The sequence below is a fragment of the Pseudomonas sp. FG43 genome, from assembly GCF_057809175.1.
Window position 1 is genome coordinate 26,122 of the sequence record NZ_JBMDJL010000001.1, and the last position, 19,690, is coordinate 45,811.

The following is a 19,690-nucleotide window of genomic DNA, read 5'->3' on the forward strand; positions in this document are numbered from 1 at the left end:
CCATGTCGAAATTCTTTATCGATCGCCCGATTTTCGCCTGGGTAATTGCCCTGGTGATCATGCTGATCGGCTCCTTGTCGATCCTCAGCCTGCCGATCAACCAGTACCCAAGCATCGCGCCGCCAGCCATCGCGATTCAGGTGACCTACCCGGGCGCTTCTGCACAGACCGTGCAGGACACTGTGGTGCAGGTCATCGAGCAGCAGCTCAACGGTATCGACAACCTGCGTTATGTGAGTTCGGAAAGTAACTCCGACGGCAGCATGACCATCACCGCGACCTTCAATCAGGGTACTAACGCAGATACGGCGCAGGTCCAGGTGCAGAACAAGCTGAACCTGGCCACACCGCTGCTACCCCAGGAAGTGCAGCAACAGGGCATCCGCGTAACCAAGTCAGTACGAAACTTCCTGATGGTTATCGGCCTGGTGTCCGAAGATGGCAGCCAGGACAGGGAAGACCTGGCCAACTACATCGTATCGAACATGCAGGACCCGATTTCCCGGACCTCCGGTGTGGGGGACTTCCAGGTCTTTGGCTCCCAATACGCCATGCGTATCTGGCTAGACCCGGCCAAGTTGAACAACTTCCAGTTGACTCCGGTCGATGTCAGCAGCGCAATCACGGCTCAGAACGTTCAGGTTTCCTCCGGGCAACTCGGCGGTCTGCCGTCCATTAACGGCCAGCAACTGAACGCCACCATCATCGGCAAGACCCGCCTGCAGACCGCAGAGCAGTTCGGCAATATTCTGCTGAAGGTCAACACCGATGGTTCCCAGGTGCGCATCAAGGATGTTGCCACGGTAGGTCTAGGCTCGGAAAACTACAGTGTCGACTCTCAGTTCAACGGCAAACCGGCTTCTGGCCTTGCGATCAGGCTGGCCCCCGGTGCCAACGCACTAGACACCGCCAAGGCCATCCGCAAGACCGTTTCATCCCTTGAGCCGTTCTTCCCGCCGGGCATGAAAGTCGTTTACCCGTATGACACCACTCCAGTGGTCAGCGAGTCGATTTCCGGGGTTGTTCATACCCTGGGCGAAGCGATTGTCCTGGTGTTCCTGGTGATGTACCTGTTCCTGCAGAACTTCCGCGCCACGGTCATCACCACATTGACCGTTCCGGTGGTATTGCTGGGTACTTTCGGTATCCTCGCGGCCTTCGGTTTCACCATCAACACCCTGACCATGTTCGGCATGATCCTGGCCATCGGCTTGCTGGTGGACGACGCCATCGTCGTGGTGGAAAACGTCGAACGGGTCATGGCAGAAGAAAAACTGTCGCCCCGACAGGCAACCATCAAGTCCATGGAGCAGATCCAGGGCGCACTGGTGGGTATTGCACTGGTTCTGTCGGCGGTTCTGCTGCCAATGGCGTTCTTCGGTGGCTCCACCGGGGTGATCTACAAACAGTTCTCGATCACCATCGTTTCGGCGATGGCGCTATCGGTCGTGGTGGCCCTGATCTTCACCCCTGCCCTTTGCGCCACGATGCTCAAGCCGATCGATCACGAGAAGCATGGTCAACCCAAGCGTGGATTCTTCGGCTGGTTCAACCGCACCTTCGACCGCAGCGTAGAAAGCTACGAGCGCGGCGTGGGCAATATGCTCAAGCATAAATTCCCGGCGTACCTGGGCTATGTCCTGATCTGCGTTGGCATGATCTGGATGTTCACTCGCATTCCGGCCGCGTTCCTGCCTGAAGAAGACCAGGGCGTTCTCTTCGTCCAGGTCCAGACGCCGGCGGGTTCGTCGTCTGAGCGCACGCAAGAAGTCATCGACAAGATGCGCGAACACCTGCTGACCAAAGAAAGCGGGGCCGTCAAATCGGTGTTCACGGTCAACGGTTTCAACTTCGCCGGTCGCGGCCAGAGCTCTGCGATTGCGTTCGTGATGCTCAAGCCATGGGATGAGCGTTCGGCTGAAAACAGCGTCTTCGAGCTGGCCAAGCGTGCCCAGGCACACTTCTTCAGCTTCCGCGATGCCATGGTGTTTGCCGTAGTACCTCCATCGGTTCTGGAACTGGGTAACGCCACCGGTTTCGACGTTTACCTGCAAGACCAGGGTGGCGTAGGCCATGAGAAACTCATGGAAGCCCGCAACCAGTTCCTGGGCATGGCGTCCCAGAGCAAGGTTCTGGCAGGCGTCCGCCCCAACGGCCTGAACGATGAGCCTCAGTACCAGTTGCTGATCGATGACGAGCGCGCCAGCGCCCTGGGCATCACGCTGTCGGACATCAACAGTACGCTGTCGATTGCAATGGGTGGCCGCTATATCAACGACTTCATCGACCGTGGTCGTGTCAAAAGGGTCTACCTGCAGGGCGACTCTGGCGCACGAATGTCACCGGAAGACCTGAACAAGTGGTATGTGCGCAACAGTGCAGGCGAGATGGTGCCGTTCTCGGCATTTGCCAGCGGCAAGTGGGTCTACGGCTCGCCTAAACTGTCGCGCTACAACGGCGTGGCGGCAGAGGAAATTCTCGGTACACCGGCCCCTGGCTACAGTACTGGTCAAGCCATGGCCGAAGTGGAAGCACTGGCCAAGAAACTGCCACCAGGCATCGGCATCTCCTGGACAGGTCTGTCCTTCGAGGAACGTCTGTCCGGCTCGCAGGCACCTGCGCTGTATGCTCTTTCCCTGCTGGTGGTCTTCCTCTGTCTGGCGGCCCTGTATGAAAGCTGGTCGATTCCGATCGCGGTCATGCTGGTCGTGCCACTGGGCGTCATCGGTGCGTTGATGGCAACCAGCTTGCGTGGCCTGTCCAACGACGTGTTCTTCCAGGTAGGGTTGCTGGTGACAGTCGGTCTGGCTGCGAAGAACGCCATTCTGATCGTGGAGTTCGCCAAGGAGCTTCACGAACAGGGCAAGAGTCTGGTCGACGCTGCAATTGAGGCTTGCCGGATGCGCCTGCGTCCGATCATCATGACCTCCATGGCCTTCATCCTGGGTGTTGTCCCACTGACAATTTCCACGGGCGCAGGCTCGGGCAGCCAACACTCGATTGGTACAGGCGTAATTGGCGGTATGATCACTGCCGTTGTTCTGGCCATCTTCTGGGTGCCACTGTTCTTTGTATCGATATCGTCGCTCTTCAAGAGCAAGCAGAAACCTATCTCTCACGATGAGGCTGGCCAATGAGCAAGTCCCTGATTTCTCTGGCAGTAACCGCGTTCATTCTCAGCGGTTGCTCTTTGATTCCTGAGTACAAGCAACCGGAATCACCGGTTGCAGCGCAGTACCCGCAAGGTCCTGCGTACCTGCCAGCCGAGACCGCCGAAAGAGCTGCCGCCGAACAAGGCTGGCGTCAGTTCTTCCGTGACCCGGCACTGCAACAACTGATCCAGTCCGCTCTGGTCAACAACCGTGACCTGCGTGTCGCGGCACTGAACATCGACGCTTACCGTGCGCAATACCGCATCCAGCGCTCCGACCTGTTCCCGGCCGTGTCGGCAAATGCCACGGGCTCACGCCAGCGCGTGCCAGCCGACATGTCCACCAGTGGCGAGGCTGGTATCACCAGTTCCTACTCGGCAAACCTGGGTATCAGTTCCTATGAACTGGATCTGTTCGGTCGTGTTCGCAGCCTCAGCGATCAGGCCTTGCAGACTTACTTCGCCAGCGAAGAAGCACGCCGCAGCACACAGATCAGCCTGGTGGCCAACGTCGCCAACGCTTACCTGACCTGGCAGGCCGACAAGGAACTGCTCAAGCTGACGCAGGAAACCCTCAAGACCTACGAGGAAAGCTATCGCCTGACTTCGCGCAGCAATGAAGTGGGTGTCGCTTCGGCTCTGGACCTGAGCCAGTCGCGTACCTCGGTTGAAAGTGCCAAGGCCAGACTGGCCCAGTACCAACGACTGGTCGCACAGGATCAGAACAACCTGACCTTGCTGCTGGGCTCTGCCCTGCCTGACAACCTTCCCGAAGCGCAGCCTCTGTCTGCCGACCTGCTGACCGAAATGCCGGTCGGCCTGCCGTCTGACCTGCTGCAGCGCCGTCCGGATATCCTGCAGGCCGAACATAACCTGCTGGCCGCCAACGCCAATATCGGTGCAGCACGTGCCGCGTTCTTCCCGAGCATCACGCTGACGGCCAATGCCGGTACAGCCAGCCCTGACCTGTCCGGTTTGTTCAAGGGCGGCTCGGGCACATGGTTGTTCCAGCCAAGCATCAACCTGCCGATCTTCAACGCCGGCAACCTGCGCGCCAGCCTGGATTACTCCAAGATCCAGAAGGAAATCAACGTCGCCAACTATGAGAAGGCGATTCAGACTGCGTTCCAGGAAGTCTCCGACGGCCTGGCCTCGCGCAAGACCTATAACGAGCAGCTTCAGGCGCAGCGCGATTTCGTCACTGCCAACCAGGACTACTACCGTCTTGCCGAGCGTCGCTACCGCATCGGGATCGACAGCAACCTGACGTTCCTTGACGCACAGCGCTCGCTGTTCAGCGCGCAACAGACGCTGATCACTGATCGTCTGTCGCAGCTCACCAGCGAGGTCAACCTGTACAAGGCCCTCGGTGGCGGCTGGTACGAGCAGACCAGCAGCGCGGAACCTATCGCCAAAGAGAAGCCGTCAGTTCAATTGTTCTGATCGGCATCCACAAAAAAACCACCCTGACGGGTGGTTTTTTTATGCCCTGAAAAACGCAATCAGTGATCGTGATGCAGATACGCTGGCTGCTTCGGCAAGCGCAGGCTGAACAGGAAAGCCACTACCATCATCGCCGTCACGTACCAATAGAAGGTGTTTTCCATGCCGTTGCTCTTGAAGCTCAGAGCGACGTATTCGGCCGAACCGCCAAATAGAGCGTTGGCCACTGCGTAAGCCAGGCCGACACCCAGCGCACGCACTTGGGGCGGGAACATTTCGGCTTTTACCAGACCGCTGATGGATGTGTAGAAACTGACAATCGCCAGTGCCAAGGTAATCAACACGAAAGCAACGAACGGGCTGGTGTTGCTTTTCAGGGTCATCAGAATGGGCACGGTGCAAAGTGCGCCCAGCGCGCCGAACCACAGCATCGAGTTACGACGCCCGATCCTGTCTGCCAGCATGCCGAAAAACGGCTGCATGCACATGTACAGAAACAGCGCGCCGGTCATGATGTAGCTGGCGGTCTTGGGTTCCATACCGCCTGTGTTGACCAGATACTTCTGCATGTAAGTGGTGAAGGTGTAGAAAATCAGCGAGCCACCCGCGGTGTATCCCAGTACGGTGATAAACGCCGACTTGTGATGCTTGAACAGCGCCGCAATACTTCCGGCGTCCTTGTCCTGACGGCTTTCGGCAGTGGTCGTTTCATTGAGAGTGCGGCGCAGCAGCAAGGCAATCACCGCAGCACAGGCACCGATCACGAACGGGATACGCCAGCCGTAGGCGCGCAGCTCTTCAGTGGTGAGAAACTGCTGCAGGATCACCACCGTCAGCACCGCCAACAACTGACCGCCAATCAGGGTCACGTATTGAAAGGACGCATAGAAACCGCGCTTGCCACGCAGTGCGACTTCACTCATGTAAGTGGCCGTGGTGCCGTATTCACCGCCCACCGACAACCCTTGCAGCAGACGCGCCATCAGCAATAACGCAGGAGCCCAGGCGCCAATCGAGGCATAGGTCGGCAAACAGGCAATGATCAGCGACCCGGCGCACATCATGGTTACCGAGATCAGCATCGAGTTCTTGCGGCCATGCTTGTCGGCCACACGTCCGAACAGCCAACCGCCAATCGGCCGCATCAAAAACCCGGCCGCGAACACCCCGGCGGTATTGAGCAACTGAACGGTCGGATCATCCGAAGGAAAGAACGCCGGGGCAAAGTAAATGGCGCAGAAGGCGTAGATATAGAAGTCGAACCACTCGACGAGATTGCCGGAAGAGGCGCCTACGATGGCAAAGATTCGCTTGCTGCGCTCTTCGCCGGTATAAGGCGTTTCAGTCGTGTTTGTAGTTGTCATTGTTTCCCCATCCTGATTAGGCGACTAGAAACAATCTGTAACACTCAAGCCCGACAAGTACAACCGTCCCGGCATTGCAAACCACACACTTCTGTTGAATGCACCGGCTTCTGGCGAATGAATTGGCTCCTACCTAGCCACCGTAGGAGCCAATTCATTCGCGATGCGGTATTTCAAACGACATATCTCTATCGAATATGCCGCCCCCTCGCGAATGAATTCGCTTACGCGGGTTGTACTTCGATTGCCAGCGCCAGCCCCTGCCCTACTCCCACGCACATGGTCGCCAGACCTTTGCGGCCGCCGGTCTTTTCCAGTTGGTGCAAGGCCGTCAACACCAGTCGGGCGCCACTCATGCCCAGTGGGTGCCCCAGCGCAATCGCACCACCGTTCGGGTTGACCTGAGGTGCGTCGTCGGCAAGCCCCAGTTCACGCAGCACTGCAAGCCCCTGGCTGGCGAAGGCTTCATTGAGTTCGATGACGTCGAAATCGGAAACCGCCAGCCCAAGACGCTCGACCAGTTTGCGTACCGCCGGCACCGGGCCAATGCCCATCACCCGAGGTGCAACACCGGCGCTGGCCATGCCCAGAATCCGTGCCCGAGGCGTCAGGCCATGCTTCTTGACGGCTTCGGCCGAAGCCAGAATCAAGGCTGCCGCGCCGTCGTTGACGCCCGAGGCATTGCCAGCGGTAACGGTTTTTTCCGGACCGTTGACAGGCTTGAGCCGGGCCAGCGTTTCCAGACTGGTATCGGCGCGTGGATGTTCATCCTTGTCGACGATGGTTTCGCCCTTCTTGTGAGCGACCCGCACCGGCACGATCTCTTCCTCGAAAAAGCCCGCAGCCTGAGCAACGGCGGTGCGTTGCTGGCTGCGCAGGGCGAAAGCGTCCTGATCGGCTCGAGAAATCTTGAAGTCATCCGCCACGTTGTCGGCGGTTTCCGGCATGGAATCGACGCCGTACGCAGCCTTCATGGCCGGATTGACGAAGCGCCAGCCGATGGTGGTGTCCTCCAGCTTCATGTTGCGCGAGAACGCTGCATCGGCCTTACCCATGACAAACGGTGCGCGCGACATCGACTCGACGCCACCGGCAATCGCCAATTCCATCTCGCCTGCGGCAATGGCGCGGAAGGCGGTGCCGATAGCGTCCATGCCCGAAGCGCACAACCGATTGAGGGTCACGCCGGGAATGCTCGGCGGCAGGCCCGCCAGCAGAGCGGCCATGCGCGCAACGTTGCGGTTGTCTTCGCCTGCCTGGTTGGCGCAGCCAAGAAACACCTCGTCGACCTCCTCCCAGTTGACCGACGGGTTGCGCTCTATCAGAGCCTTGATCGGCACGGCCGCCAGGTCGTCGGCACGCACCGAAGACAGGCCACCGCCAAAACGTCCGATAGGAGTACGAATCGCATCGCAGATAAAGACGTCACGCATCATGCTTCTCCTGCAACCTGACCGTGAGCCGCCGCGGTTCGAGCTTCCAGCTCACGCAGGGCATTGAGTTCCACGTCAGTGGGCTCTTCGGAGTAAACGACCTGCTCGGCAAAACGGATTTCCCAGCCGGTGGCCGCAATGACCTGTTCACGAGTGACACCCGGATGCAGCGTAGTCACAACGAATTCGTTGGTGCCGGTTTCCGGCTCCATGATGCACAGGTCCGTGATGATCCCTACAGGTCCCGCACCCGGCAGCCCAAGGCGCTTGCGCGAGTCGCCGCCTTCGCCATGGCCGACAGAGGTCACGAAGTCGAGCTTGTTGACGAACGAGCGGGCCGACTGCTTGAGAATGATCAGTACAGACTTGGCAGAACCGGCGATTTCCGGCGCGCCACCGGCACCCGGCAAGCGGACTTTCGGGTTGTGGTAATCGCCCACGACCGTGGTGTTGATATTGCCGAAACGGTCGACCTGAGCCGCCCCCAGAAAGCCCACATCCACGCGCCCGCCTTGCAACCAGTAACGGAAGATTTCGCTGGTGGCGACCACGGTGTCAGCCGTTTCGGCCAACTCGCCATCACCAATCGAAAGCGGCAATACGCTCGGCTTGGCACCAATCGGGCCGGACTCGTAGATAAGCACCACATCCGGCGAAGAGGTCAGGCGCGCAAGGTTCGCAGCCTTGGAAGGCAGGCCGATGCCCACGAAACAGACCGCGCCATTACGCAAGCGGCGGGCGGCGGCAATAGTCATCATTTCACTGGTGGTGTAAGTCATTATTTTGCCTCCGCAGCGCTGGCCAACTTGCTCTGGAACTCACTGAAATCCGCCGTGCCATGAATGTATTCGGCAATCCAGGCGGTGAAACTCTCGCGGTCCCGGGCAATAGGGTCCCAGGCTTGATAGAAAGGATTGTCCCGCTCGTAGTAGCCATGGGCGTAGGACGGATGCGCACCGCCCGGCACAAGACAGACAGCGCTCAATGCCCAGGTAGGCAATACACAGGAATTCATCGGTGCCTTGAGGTCGTCGACTATTTCTTCGACCGTCACGATGCAGCGCTTGGCAGACAGGGCCGCTTCCTTTTGCGCACCGAGAATGCCCCACAGCAGCACGTTGCCCTTGCGGTCGGCTTTCTGGGCGTGGATCACCGTGACATCCGGGCGCACCGAAGGCACGGCAGCCAGCACTTCACCGGTAAACGGACAGGTCACGGTCTTGATAAGCGGGTTGACCTTGGGCAGGTCGGAGCCGGCGTAAGCACGCAGCACTGCGAACGGCAAACCCGATGCACCGGCCACGTAGGCGTTGGCCAGGTCGGCATGGCTGTGCTCTTCGATTTCAATCGCATGAGGCCACTGTTTTTCGACCGCATCACGCAAACGGTGCAAAGAGCCGACGCCCGGATTACCGCCCCACGAAAAAATCAGCCGTTTCGCACAACCGGCACCGATCAATTGGTCGTAGATCAAATCCGGCGTCATGCGGACCAGCGTCAGGTCTTTTTTGCCCTGACGAATGATTTCATGACCAGCAGCCGTAGGAATCAAATGCGTGAAGCCTTCCAGTGCAACGGTATCGCCGTCGTTGACCAGTTGCTTCACTGCATCGCGTAGAGAAAGAATTTCAGCCATGAGGTGCTCCCGAACCCAACATCACGTTCAATGATCAGCGCGAAGAGCGCCGCAATGAAAATGAGGTTATGCCTGAGCACGATCGCAAACAATCCGATAATCGACTAAGCGTTCGATAATCGAACGAATTAAAAAGCGACTACAGCGATCAGGTAAACAGTTGCGTGCTCAAGTCCCGGCTCGCATCGAGCATGATCGGCAAGAACCGCTGCTCCAGCTCGCTGCGGGCCACTCGCCCGGCACTGGTGCTGACATTCAGCGCAGCCAGCACCTGACCCGATGCGTCATAAACAGGTACGGCAATCGAGCGCAGCCCTTGCTCCAGTTCCTGATCGACGATGCACCAGCCTTGCTGGCGAACCAGTTGCAGGCATTCGAGCAGTGCTTCGGGAGTGCGAATGGTGCGGCTGGTCTTGGGCTGTAAATCCACATGATCCAGATATTCACGCAACGACACATCATCCAGCGCCGCCAGCAGGATACGTCCCATGGACGTGCAATAAGCCGGCAAGCGACCACCGACAGACAGATCGACGGAAATGAGCCGCTGGGTGGTTGCCGAGCGGGCGATATAAAGAATGTCATCGCCTTCGAGGGTCGCCATGTTGCAGGCCTCATGCAGCATATCGCTCATGCGGTCCAGATAAGGCTGGGAAGAAACCGCCAGAGGGGTCGAGGACAGATAGGCATGACCCAGCGTCAGGACCTTGGGCAACAATGAGTAGGTTCGACCGTCTGTCGTCGCATAACCCAGCTTGATCAGCGTATGCAGACAACGCCGAACCGCAGCCCGGGGAATTTCCGTGCGATGGCTGATCTGGGCAATGGTCAGATGCCGCTTGCGCTCCTGGAAGGCATGAATCACTGCCAGGCCACGCGCCAGTGACGTCATGAAATCGGGGTCGCCGGTCAGTGCCTGAATACGTTTTGCAGGCGATGCCACGATAGGCGGTGCCAGCGATGCAAAAGAATTACGCAGTTCATCATTCATTGCCAACACCTCTGTAACAGCTCTCAGGCCTTGTAAACCGCTGGCTTCAGCCCCTTTTCAAGGGGTTCTGCGAAGCCCGGATTGTGCGATTATCGAACCAATGGCCGATAATCGCAATTGACCCGTCGCAAATATACTTATACCTTTACGCCTGCCATGAAGTGACTTCTTGGAAATCCTGGTCAGGTACCCACTAAGAAGTCCAAGGCAGCGGCCTTGCCCACGAAGCAAGGCCGTTTTCATTAGAGCGATCCAGACTGCGACATCCTGACGCACCCTCAATGATCACTCGATAAATCGCCTCTCTCATTTTCATTTGAATTTTGTCGCCAGTATTCTGTCCCGGCGCATCAGACTTTCATCGATGAAAGTTCTGTCATATTCATTACTCACCAAAACTTCGGAAGAGTCTCACAAAAAAAACAATATTCATGAAATCTCATGGCGTCCGGACAACGCCTATAGTTGACGAGACTGAACTTCTTGGAGATAGTATCGATCACTTGATTGGCGATACCTTGCCCTCCTGCGCAACATGCAGTTAATTTTTCGGTGCAAGGACCAGTCAACGTTAAGCATTAGCGCCCAACCCAAAAACGAATGTCGCTACGACAGCTGTTTTTTCTGGTGCCCCGTAGCCGCGAGCAGCAACGTGTCAAAGGCCTTGTGAAAAAGCCGGAATCCCTGCGTGGCCAGACAGCCACGAATGTATTTCGCCGGTCAGCTCACACGAGCGAACACTTTTGCGTGCTCAGCGTTATCACCAGACTCAATTGACTTAGATCAGGTAACTCAGTGACTAAAGATGAACTGCGCGCGGAACTTGAGCGCCAGGAGCAACGTTACAAGGATGTCTACGGCGGGGAAGTCACCACCTATGCCGCGCAACCCGAACCGGAACGCAAGCCTTGGCGTAAAAGAGCCAGTCTTCTGGATCAGGCTTTCAAACAAGAGTTGCAGAAGATGGAAAAAGACCTGAAAGAAGAGACATAGGTCTGAACGGGCTTCAGCCGTTCGCCCAGACCTGAAAATGCCAGCCACACAGGCGTCACCGTCCCATTGAGCAATCATTCGGGCACCTGTGGCATGCCTTTTTTTTGACTTTAATCGATACCAATCAGCGGCTGGCAAGTCGATCCGTATTTTTTCTGTCATAATCGCGCCCCCTTCAGACCGGGTCAGAAAACCTACATGATCGATTTATTCAGCGGGCTAGATGCTTGGGTGTTAGTGAGCCTGTTGCTCGCCCTGGCATTCGTCCTAACGTTCGAGTTCATCAACGGCTTTCATGACACCGCCAACGCGGTGGCGACAGTCATTTACACCAAGGCAATGCCGCCTCATCTGGCCGTGTTCTTCTCGGGTGTGTTCAACTTTCTCGGCGTCCTGCTGGGCGGTGTCGGCGTGGCCTATGCCATCGTCCACCTGCTTCCGGTGGAAATGCTGATCAACGTCAACACAGGACACGGGCTGGCGATGGTGTTCTCGCTGCTGGCTGCCGCGATCGCCTGGAACCTGGGGACGTGGTACTTCGGTATCCCGGCATCGAGTTCCCATACGCTGATCGGCTCGATCCTTGGCGTGGGTCTGGCCAACGCCCTGATCAACGACATCCCCCTGAGCGAGGGCGTCAACTGGCAGAAAGCGATGGATATCGGCGCATCGCTGGTGTTCTCGCCACTGGCTGGCTTCCTGGTGGCGGGCCTGGTGCTCATCGCACTGAAATGGTGGCGCCCCCTGTCCAAGATGCACAAGACGCCTGAACAGCGTCGCAAGATCGACGACAAGAAGCACCCACCGTTCTGGAACCGTCTGGTACTGGTCATTTCGGCCATGGCCGTCAGCTTTGTACACGGCTCCAACGATGGCCAGAAAGGTATCGGCCTGATCATGCTGGTATTGATCGGTATCGTGCCAAGCCAGTTCGTACTGGACCTCAACAGCACGACCTACCAGATCGAGCGCACCCGGGATGCAACCCTGCACCTGAGCCAGTTCTATCAGCGCAACAGCAACACGCTGGGCGAATACCTGGCCATGGGCAAGTCGTTCAAGGGCGACCTGCCATCCAGTTCCGCATGTAACCCGGAGCAGACCGAGCCAACCATCGACGCACTGCTCGACACATTGAAAGGCGTTGCCGATTACCACTCGCTGTCTTCCGAGCAACGCATCGAGGTACGTCGCTACCTGCTTTGCCTGGATGACACTGCACGCAAGGTCGGCAAGTTGCCAAACCTGGGCGCTCGTGAAAAATCCGACCTGGAAAAACTTCGCAAGGACCTGACCGGTACGACCGAATACGCACCGTTCTGGGTAATCCTGGCCGTTGCACTGGCGCTGGGTATCGGCACCATGGTCGGCTGGAAACGTGTGGTACTGACCATTGGCGAGAAGATCGGCAAGCAAGGCATGACTTACGCTCAAGGCATGTCTGCGCAGATCACCACAGCCTGCGCAATTGGTATGGCCAACATCTTCAGCCTGCCCGTTTCGACCACCCACATCCTGTCGTCGGGTGTTGCCGGAACCATGGTTGCCAACAGGAGCGGCCTGCAAGGCGGCACCGTACGTACGATTCTGCTGGCCTGGGTCCTGACCCTTCCAGCCACTGTCGCACTGTCGGCCTGTCTGTTCTGGCTCGCGTCCAAAGCGCTGGCCTGATGCTCCATACAAAGGCGGTGCGCACGCACCGCCTTTGACGCCTTACCTGCGCTTCTTGCCGCCCAGCAACGACCCCATCAAACCCCGCACCAGCTCACGACCCAATTGAGTCGCCGCCTGACGCATGGCATTTTTCACCGCCTGCCCTGCAACGCTTCCCAGAAACTCACTGGCCTTGTCCCCGAAACTTTCCGACTCCTGCGTGTTTGCGGCAGGTGCATCGGCCTGACTCGGTTCGCTCGCTTTGCGGGTGACCAGTATTTCGTAGGCCGACTCCCGGTCGACAGGCCTGTCATAGCGCCCCGCCAGAGGCGACTGGCTGATAAGGCTGACACGCTCGGCTTCGCTCAGCGGCCCGATGCGCGATTGAGGAGGAGCCACAAGAACCCGCTGGACCATGGCCGGCGTACCCTTGTCCTGCAAGGTGCCCACCAGCGCTTCACCGATTCCCAGCTCAGTCAGCACACTCAATGCATCGAACTCAGGGTTGGGCCTGAAACCATCGGCTACTGCACGCAGCGACTTCTGCTCCTTGGCCGTAAACGCTCGAAGCCCGTGCTGAATACGCAGCCCCAACTGCGCCAGAATGTCATCCGGCAGGTCACCGGGCGACTGAGTGACGAAATACACACCGACACCCTTGGAGCGAATCAGACGCACCACCTGTTCAAGCCGCTCCTGCAAGGCCTTGGGCGTATCGGCAAACAACAGATGCGCTTCATCGAAGAACAGCGCCAGCAGCGGCTTGTCTGCATCGCCACGCTCAGGCAATTGCTCGAAGAGTTCTGCCAGCAACCACAGCAGGAAAGTGGCGTAGACCTTGGGGGCTTCGTGTACCAGGCGGCTGGCGTCCAGCAGATGAATGCGCCCTCGCCCGTCGCTGGCAGGCCGCAGGATATCTTCCAGTAGCAAGGCCGGCTCACCAAACAAGGCTTCTGCGCCCTGCTGCTCCAGAACCGCGAGACGCCGCTGCAAAGCCTGGCTGGAACCGGTAGTCATCAGCGCGCCATCTTCCCCCAGCAACTGCGGGTTATCGCGCAAATGGTTGAGCAGTGCCTTGAGGTCCTTGATATCCAGCAGCAGAAGGCCTTCACGATCAGCCACCTTGAAGGCTGCGTACAACGCCGATTGCTGGCTGTCGCTCAGTTCAAGCAGATTGCCCAGCAACAACGGCCCCATTTCACTCAATGTCGTGCGCAAGGGATGGCCGGACTTGCCGTCGATATCCCACAGCGTTACTGGATATCCCTGAGGCTTGTGATTGAGCCAGGGCATCCCGGCAATCCGTTCGGCAATCTTGCCCTGAGGATTGCCCGCTGCCCCCAGCCCGCAGAGATCGCCCTTGATATCCGCGGCGAATACGGCCACGCCGGCATCGCTGAAGGCTTCAGCCAGACGCTGCAAGGTGACCGTCTTGCCAGTCCCGGTTGCACCGGCCACCAGACCATGACGATTGGTCAGGCGCAAAGCCTGAAAGACCGGTTGCCCACCAAGGTCGGCCCCCAACGCAATTTCCTGAGAATCAGGCATGTCATCACCTTCTCATGCACATCATGCAGAGCTGTTGGAAATAGCTGACCGCCAGCCAGCCGCTTTTTATAGAACGCATAGTATTGACCAGTTTCAACAAGGCTGACTGCCATCCTCCCGCCGGGCGGCGGGATTTGCACGCGAACATCTATTCTTGTGGGAGGTCAAGGAAAGAACTGCCATTGATCGCAGGAGTGCCAACTGTGCATATCGCCGACATGACCATGTTCTACGCCCCCGCCAGCGGTGGAGTACGCACTTACCTCGATGCCAAGCACCGCCGCCTTGAGCGCTACCCGGATGTGCGCCACAGCCTGCTGATCCCCGGTGCCTGCTCAAGCCATAACGACGGGGTTTATAAAGTGGCCGCTCCTGCCTTGCCGTTCAGCAATGGTTACCGCTTTCCGTTACGGGTATCGCCCTGGCGCAATGTATTGCATAGCCTGCAACCGGACCTGATAGAAGTCGGCGATGCCTACCTCACTGCCTGGGCGGCACTCGATGCCCGGCGGCAACTGGAAGTGCCGGTGATCGGCTTCTATCACTCGGATCTGCCATTGTTGGTCAGCAACCGCATGGGCCACTGGATGGGGACCAGTGTCGAAGCCTACATCAGCAAGTTATACGGCAACTTCGACCGGGTATTGGCGCCCAGTCAGATCATGGCTGACAAGTTGATATCCCTGGGCGTAGAAAATGTTTATACACAGCCCCTGGGCGTCGATCTGGAGACATTCAACCCCCGCCATCGAAACCCGGACATCAGAACTGAACTCGGCTTGAACGAACATACCCATCTGCTGATATTTGCCGGGCGCGGCTCGAAAGAGAAAAAGTTGCCGGTCTTGCTTGAATGCATGCGCCAACTTGGCCCGCACTATCACCTGTTGCTGGTGGGCTCACATATGCCGGTCCAGGTGCCGGACAATGTTTCGGTCATCGGACGCTTCTGCAACACCAGGCTGCTGGCACAACTGCTGGCCAGTGCCGATGCCCTGGTACATGCAGGCGATCAGGAGACTTTCGGCCTGGTAATCCTTGAAGCCATGGCCAGCGGCATTCCCGTAATTGCCGTCGCGGCCGGGGCCTTTACTGAAATAGTAAAACCGGAGTGCGGCTTGTTGTGTCATGCGAATGATCCCCAGGCGATGGCCTTCGCCGTTCGCGAGTTGTTCAGCCATGACACGCAGCAGAAAGGCCTGGCGGCTCGGCGCCATGTCGAGGAGCGTTACAGTTGGGATAACGTGATCAGCGGCCTGCTCGAACATTATCGAGCAGTCCTGGGCTGTCGCCTGCCAGCACTCGCCCATGGCTGAAACGCCGAAACCGCGCAGTGTCCTGCTGGTCCTGCATGATGTCGCGCCGCCAACCTGGGCCGACTATCAGCCCTTTGTGGCTGCCGTGGATGCATTGGGCTCGATCCCCATCACCTGGCTGGTCGTACCGGACTTCCACAAACGCCACCCGCTGGATAACGACCCGTACTTGCCTAACCTGCTGCACAGCAGGCTTGAACGAGGCGATGAGCTGGCATTGCATGGTTACTGTCACTACGACGACGGCCCTGCGCCCCGCTCACTGCATGAATACTTCATGCGTCGCATCTTCACCTGGGAAGGCGAGTTTTACACCCTGAACCGGCAACAAGCCCTTGCGCGACTGGAAGCGGGGATTGAACTGTTCAGACGCCATGCCTGGCCCCTTCACGGTTTTGTGGCACCCGCCTGGTTGATGAGCCAAGGCACCCGCGAAGCGTTGCGCCAACTACCACTGGCTTACACCAGCGACTCGCAGCACCTTTATCGATTACCTGACTTTACGAGCATCGATGCACCCGGTCTTGTCTGGAGCGCACGAAGTTCCTGGCGGCGAGGCGTATCGAAAGTGGTCAGCGAACTGCACAGGTCCAGGATTCAGGAAGCACCGACCATTCGTCTGGGCCTGCACCCTGTCGACATGCGCCATGGGTTCTCGCGCCGCTACTGGCTCGACACCCTCAAACGCTTGCTGGAGGAAGGACGTCAGCCCATGACCAAAATCGCCTGGCTGAATGCTCAAGCGTTGCTGTCGGGCTCGGGGGATTGTTCTTGCAACTGACGCCACAATTCAGCGGCCTCAGAGAAGTCGGCGCCGTCTTCAGGCGTCAACTCATCAAGGTCGTAGCGACTCAGACAGCCTTCGCCCAGAGTGGGAGGCGCGGTGGAGGTGGCTTTGTCGAGGGGATCGGTCATTCGCAAGGCGCCCGTACAATCGAAGAAAATCTGTCGCCTTCAATGACGTCTCGCGAATGAATTCGCTCCTACAGAGGCGTAGGAACGAATTTATTCGCGAATGGCGCAAATGATCAATCGAAAACCACGGTCTTGTTGTCATGCACCAACACCCGGTCTTCCAGGTGAGCACGCAGACCACGGGCCAGGACCATTTTTTCCACGTCACGGCCGAAGCGCACCATGTTTTCGATGCTGTCGCGATGGCTGACGCGAACCACATCCTGCTCGATGATGGGACCAGCGTCGAGTTCTTCGGTGACATAGTGACAAGTGGCACCAATCAACTTCACGCCACGCAGCGAGGCCTGATGATAAGGCTTGGCGCCGACGAACGATGGCAGGAAGCTGTGGTGAATGTTGATCACCTGATGGGCATATTCGCTGCACAACTGCGGCGGCAGGATCTGCATGTAGCGCGCCAGAACCACCACATCAGCCTTGTGATGACCGACCAGACGCGAAACTTCGGCAAATGCCGGCTGCTTGTCTTTTGGATCGACAGGGACGTGGTAATAAGGAATGTCGTGCCACTCGACCATGCTGCGCAGATCCTGGTGATTGGAAATCACGCAGGCGATGTCGCAGTCGAGTTCATCGCTGTGCCAGCGGTGCAGCAGGTCAGCCAGGCAATGGGATTCGCGGCTGGCCATCAGCACCACGCGCTTCTTCTGCGCAGAGTCAGTGATGCGCCAGTCCATCGAGAACTCTTCGGCGATAGGCGTAAACGCCTCGCGAAAGCCCTCGAGATCAAAGGGCAATGTATCGGCACGGATCTCGTGACGCATGAAGAACCAGCCACTGAGATTGTCCGAATGGTGGCTCGCTTCGGTAATCCAGCCATTATGGGATGCCAAAAAGTTACTGACTTTGGCAACGATGCCAACACGGTCCGGGCAAGCAATCACCAGACGAAAAGTGCGCATTTAGGGAAACTCCAGAACTTCGCAAAGGCGCTATTCTAGCGACTGTGCGGCAAAACTGCAGTATTCCCTTTGCCTGCCTCTCAAGAAAACCCGACGCCAGAGATTGCACCTTGCCAGCATCACATTGTCAGCGCTCAAGCCCCAAACAAACCCTCTATTTAGCGGTGCTTTAATAGGGTGCATCTTTGGGAGTCGCACACCCGCTTGCTAGTTCCATGAATCTGTAGGCGGGGTGTATATTCTAAATAATCCAATAAAACTTTTATTTAATGTTTACTTGCTCAAGTTCTCTGACTATTATTGCGTGACTGTAACCCTGAAACCCATCACAACATAAGGTTCCCTCATGTCCCTGATCAACGAATACCGCGCCACAGAAGAAGCCATCAAAGAACTGCAAGCCCGTTTGAAAAACCTGTCGCAAGACGACAAACTGCAAACCGAGCTGGAATTTGAAGGCAAACTGCGCACACTGATGGGCGAATACCAAAAATCGCTGCGCGACATCATTGCACTTCTGGATCCAGAATCCAAAGTTAAAGCGCCTCGTGGCGGTGCAGTGAAAACTACCGGCACCAAGCGTGCTCGCAAAGTCAAGCAATACAAAAACCCGCACAACGGCGAAGTCATCGAAACCAAAGGTGGCAACCATAAAACTCTGAAAGAGTGGAAAGCCAAGTGGGGCAGCGACGAGGTTGAAAGCTGGGCCACTCTGCTGGGCTAAGCCTTACAGGGCTGCACCGCATCTGCACCCGTTAAAAACGCCAGCTTGCTGGCGTTTTTTTATTAATAAGATTCCCCCCCCTCTCGCCTTATACTCCCAATCGCCCGGTTAAATGCTGTACATAATTCTGCCACTGATTCAACACCTGAAGCTGCGCAGGGGTGGCATTAACAGACAACTCGGCCAGCGCGTCTGTAAAACTTTGTAAGGTATTGGGAGCGCCCCATTCCGGGCTGCGTAGCCGCGCCTGACAAAAATGGCGCCAACGCTGTTGCTCTTCGTCACTCAAGGTATCGGGGAAGTTACGGGCGCGATAACGAAACAACAACTCAGGCAGACGCCCATCGTCAAAAGGCCACGCATCATGGGCCAGTTGTTCCGGCTCGGCACAGCGTACTTGCTCACAAAGTCGACGATCACGATCACCAATAAATCCATCATACAATTGCTGCTCGGGATCTTCGGTGGCCGTGAAATCATCCTTGTCATACAAAGCAGGCAATTTACTCTGCCAAACTTCACGACTCTCGTTCAGCTGAGACGCGCGCGCCTGATAGCCCGCCATATCCAGCTGCAAGCGCTCTTGATCTTCACTGCGCAAGACACTGAGCGGCGCAATCACCGGGCATCGATTTATATGCAGTAATTTGAGCGGCACCGGCAACTCACCCTCCGCCATCTCCTCACGACGCCTATATAAACGCTGCTTCAGAACTTCGGCATCCAGGTCCAGCAGAGGCGAATGATCCAGATGCAGGTCGCACACAATCAGGGCATTGCGATTTCTGGGATGCCAGGCCAGCGGCAATACCACACCCAGATAATTACGGGCCGCAGAAAAGCGTCCTGAGATATGCACCAGCGGCTGCATCAGACGAATCTGTTCCTGAACCTTATGTTTGCTGCGCAGAGCGAACAGGTAGTCATACAGTCTTGGTTGTTTCTCACGTATCAGACGCGCCAGAGCGATAGTTGCCCGCACATCCGACAACGCATCATGGGCTTGCCCGTGATCAATGCCATTGGCGGCGGTCAGGCGTTCCAGCTTGAGGGTTACTCTGCCCTCTTCCTGTGGCCAGACAATCCCGTCAGGGCGCAGTGCATAGGCGGCTCGCACTACATCGATCAAATCCCAGCGACTGTTGCCGCCCTGCCACTCTCGCGCATAAGGATCGAAGAAGTTTCGATACAGGCTGTAACGGGTTACCTCATCATCGAAACGCAGCGTGTTATAGCCCGAACCGCATGTGCCGGGAGCCGACAGTTCGGCATGCACACGGGTCATGAAATCAGCTTCGCAGAGCCCTTTTTCAGCCAGACGCTCGGGCGTGATCCCGGTAATCAGGCACGCCGCCGGATGAGGAAGAATGTCGTCGCCGGGCTGGCAATAAAGATTTACGGGCTCTGCGATCTCATTGAGGTCGAAGTCGGTACGAATGCCGGCCATCTGCAACGCACGGTCACTGCGCGGATTGATACCGGTGGTTTCATAGTCGTACCAGAAGATGCTGGAGGTCACGGGCTGATCCTGAACAAAAGACCTGCAAAGTGTAGGTTG

The 19,690-nt window shown here is 57.4% G+C and carries 16 protein-coding genes; 7 read left to right on the forward strand and 9 right to left on the reverse strand.

All coding sequences use genetic code 11. The annotated features are described in order from the left end of the window. The first annotated feature begins 2 nt into the window (after nt 1-2). Complete coding sequence (locus tag ACODS3_RS00115) at nt 3-3,137, forward strand: efflux RND transporter permease subunit (protein WP_489032747.1); 3,135 nt, start codon at nt 3-5, stop codon at nt 3,135-3,137. Then, a complete protein-coding gene (locus ACODS3_RS00120; protein WP_201000227.1) occupies nt 3,134-4,594 on the forward strand; it encodes an AdeC/AdeK/OprM family multidrug efflux complex outer membrane factor in 1,461 nt (486 codons plus the stop codon). The genes ACODS3_RS00115 and ACODS3_RS00120 overlap by 4 nt, the downstream gene beginning before the upstream one ends. A gap of 59 nt (nt 4,595-4,653) precedes the next feature. Here the strand turns inward: ACODS3_RS00120 and ACODS3_RS00125 are convergent, their stop codons facing one another. The 5 genes from ACODS3_RS00125 to pcaR form a co-directional block, all read right to left on the reverse strand. After that, the gene (locus tag ACODS3_RS00125; protein ID WP_489032749.1) at nt 4,654-5,958 is read right to left on the reverse strand and encodes an MFS family transporter; all 1,305 of its coding nucleotides are present in this window, start codon (nt 5,956-5,958) and stop codon (nt 4,654-4,656) included. A 224-nt stretch (nt 5,959-6,182) separates the two neighbouring features. Next, nucleotides 6,183-7,394: a 3-oxoadipyl-CoA thiolase gene (gene pcaF, locus ACODS3_RS00130; RefSeq protein ID WP_201017444.1), complete on the reverse strand. Its 1,212-nt coding sequence runs from the start codon at nt 7,392-7,394 to the stop codon at nt 6,183-6,185. Next, on the reverse strand, nt 7,391-8,170 hold the full coding sequence (locus ACODS3_RS00135) for a CoA-transferase subunit beta (protein ID WP_374063363.1): 780 nt from the start codon (nt 8,168-8,170) through the stop codon (nt 7,391-7,393). Before ACODS3_RS00135 ends, pcaF begins: the two co-directional genes overlap by 4 nt. Then, nucleotides 8,170-9,027, reverse strand: a complete 858-nt coding sequence (locus ACODS3_RS00140; RefSeq protein WP_201000230.1) for a CoA transferase subunit A — start codon at nt 9,025-9,027, stop codon at nt 8,170-8,172. The genes ACODS3_RS00135 and ACODS3_RS00140 overlap by 1 nt, the downstream gene beginning before the upstream one ends. A gap of 148 nt (nt 9,028-9,175) precedes the next feature. Beyond that, the gene (gene pcaR, locus ACODS3_RS00145) at nt 9,176-10,018 is read right to left on the reverse strand and encodes a pca regulon transcriptional regulator PcaR (protein WP_117183921.1); all 843 of its coding nucleotides are present in this window, start codon (nt 10,016-10,018) and stop codon (nt 9,176-9,178) included. Between the two features lie 795 nt (nt 10,019-10,813). Here pcaR and ACODS3_RS00150 point away from each other — a divergent pair. Further along, nucleotides 10,814-11,011, forward strand: a complete 198-nt coding sequence (locus tag ACODS3_RS00150) for a hypothetical protein (protein WP_201017445.1) — start codon at nt 10,814-10,816, stop codon at nt 11,009-11,011. 198 nt (nt 11,012-11,209) lie between these two features. Continuing rightward, nucleotides 11,210-12,682, forward strand: a complete 1,473-nt coding sequence (locus tag ACODS3_RS00155; RefSeq protein ID WP_201000231.1) for an inorganic phosphate transporter — start codon at nt 11,210-11,212, stop codon at nt 12,680-12,682. A gap of 42 nt (nt 12,683-12,724) precedes the next feature. On the opposite strand, the gene ACODS3_RS00160 is transcribed toward ACODS3_RS00155, so the two are convergent. After that, a complete protein-coding gene (locus ACODS3_RS00160) occupies nt 12,725-14,212 on the reverse strand; it encodes a helicase HerA-like domain-containing protein (RefSeq protein ID WP_489032753.1) in 1,488 nt (495 codons plus the stop codon). 194 nt (nt 14,213-14,406) lie between these two features. Between ACODS3_RS00160 and gpgS the strand changes: the two genes are divergently transcribed. After that, nucleotides 14,407-15,528 (forward strand): N-acetylglucosaminyl phosphatidylglycerol synthase, encoded by a 1,122-nt coding sequence (gene gpgS / locus ACODS3_RS00165; RefSeq protein WP_236250150.1) that lies wholly within the window; start codon nt 14,407-14,409, stop codon nt 15,526-15,528. Beyond that, nucleotides 15,521-16,309, forward strand: a complete 789-nt coding sequence (gpgD, locus tag ACODS3_RS00170) for an N-acetylglucosaminyl phosphatidylglycerol deacetylase (protein WP_201017447.1) — start codon at nt 15,521-15,523, stop codon at nt 16,307-16,309. The genes gpgS and gpgD overlap by 8 nt, the downstream gene beginning before the upstream one ends. Here gpgD and ACODS3_RS00175 read toward each other — a convergent pair. Beyond that, nucleotides 16,267-16,443: a hypothetical protein gene (locus ACODS3_RS00175; RefSeq protein WP_201017448.1), complete on the reverse strand. Its 177-nt coding sequence runs from the start codon at nt 16,441-16,443 to the stop codon at nt 16,267-16,269. The two genes, gpgD and ACODS3_RS00175, sit on opposite strands and share 43 nt — an antisense overlap. Before the next feature lie 113 nt (nt 16,444-16,556). After that, the gene (purU, locus tag ACODS3_RS00180; protein WP_201017449.1) at nt 16,557-17,408 is read right to left on the reverse strand and encodes a formyltetrahydrofolate deformylase; all 852 of its coding nucleotides are present in this window, start codon (nt 17,406-17,408) and stop codon (nt 16,557-16,559) included. Nucleotides 17,409-17,754: 346 nt separating this feature from the next. On the opposite strand from purU, the gene mvaT reads away from it, so the two are divergent. Further along, nucleotides 17,755-18,132, forward strand: coding sequence for a histone-like nucleoid-structuring protein MvaT (mvaT, locus tag ACODS3_RS00185; protein WP_201000236.1), 378 nt, complete (start codon nt 17,755-17,757; stop codon nt 18,130-18,132). An 88-nt stretch (nt 18,133-18,220) separates the two neighbouring features. On the opposite strand, the gene sbcB is transcribed toward mvaT, so the two are convergent. Further along, entirely contained in the window at nt 18,221-19,651 is a 1,431-nt protein-coding gene (gene sbcB, locus ACODS3_RS00190; RefSeq protein ID WP_489032756.1) for an exodeoxyribonuclease I, read from the reverse strand. Between the last annotated feature and the right edge of the window lie 39 nt (nt 19,652-19,690).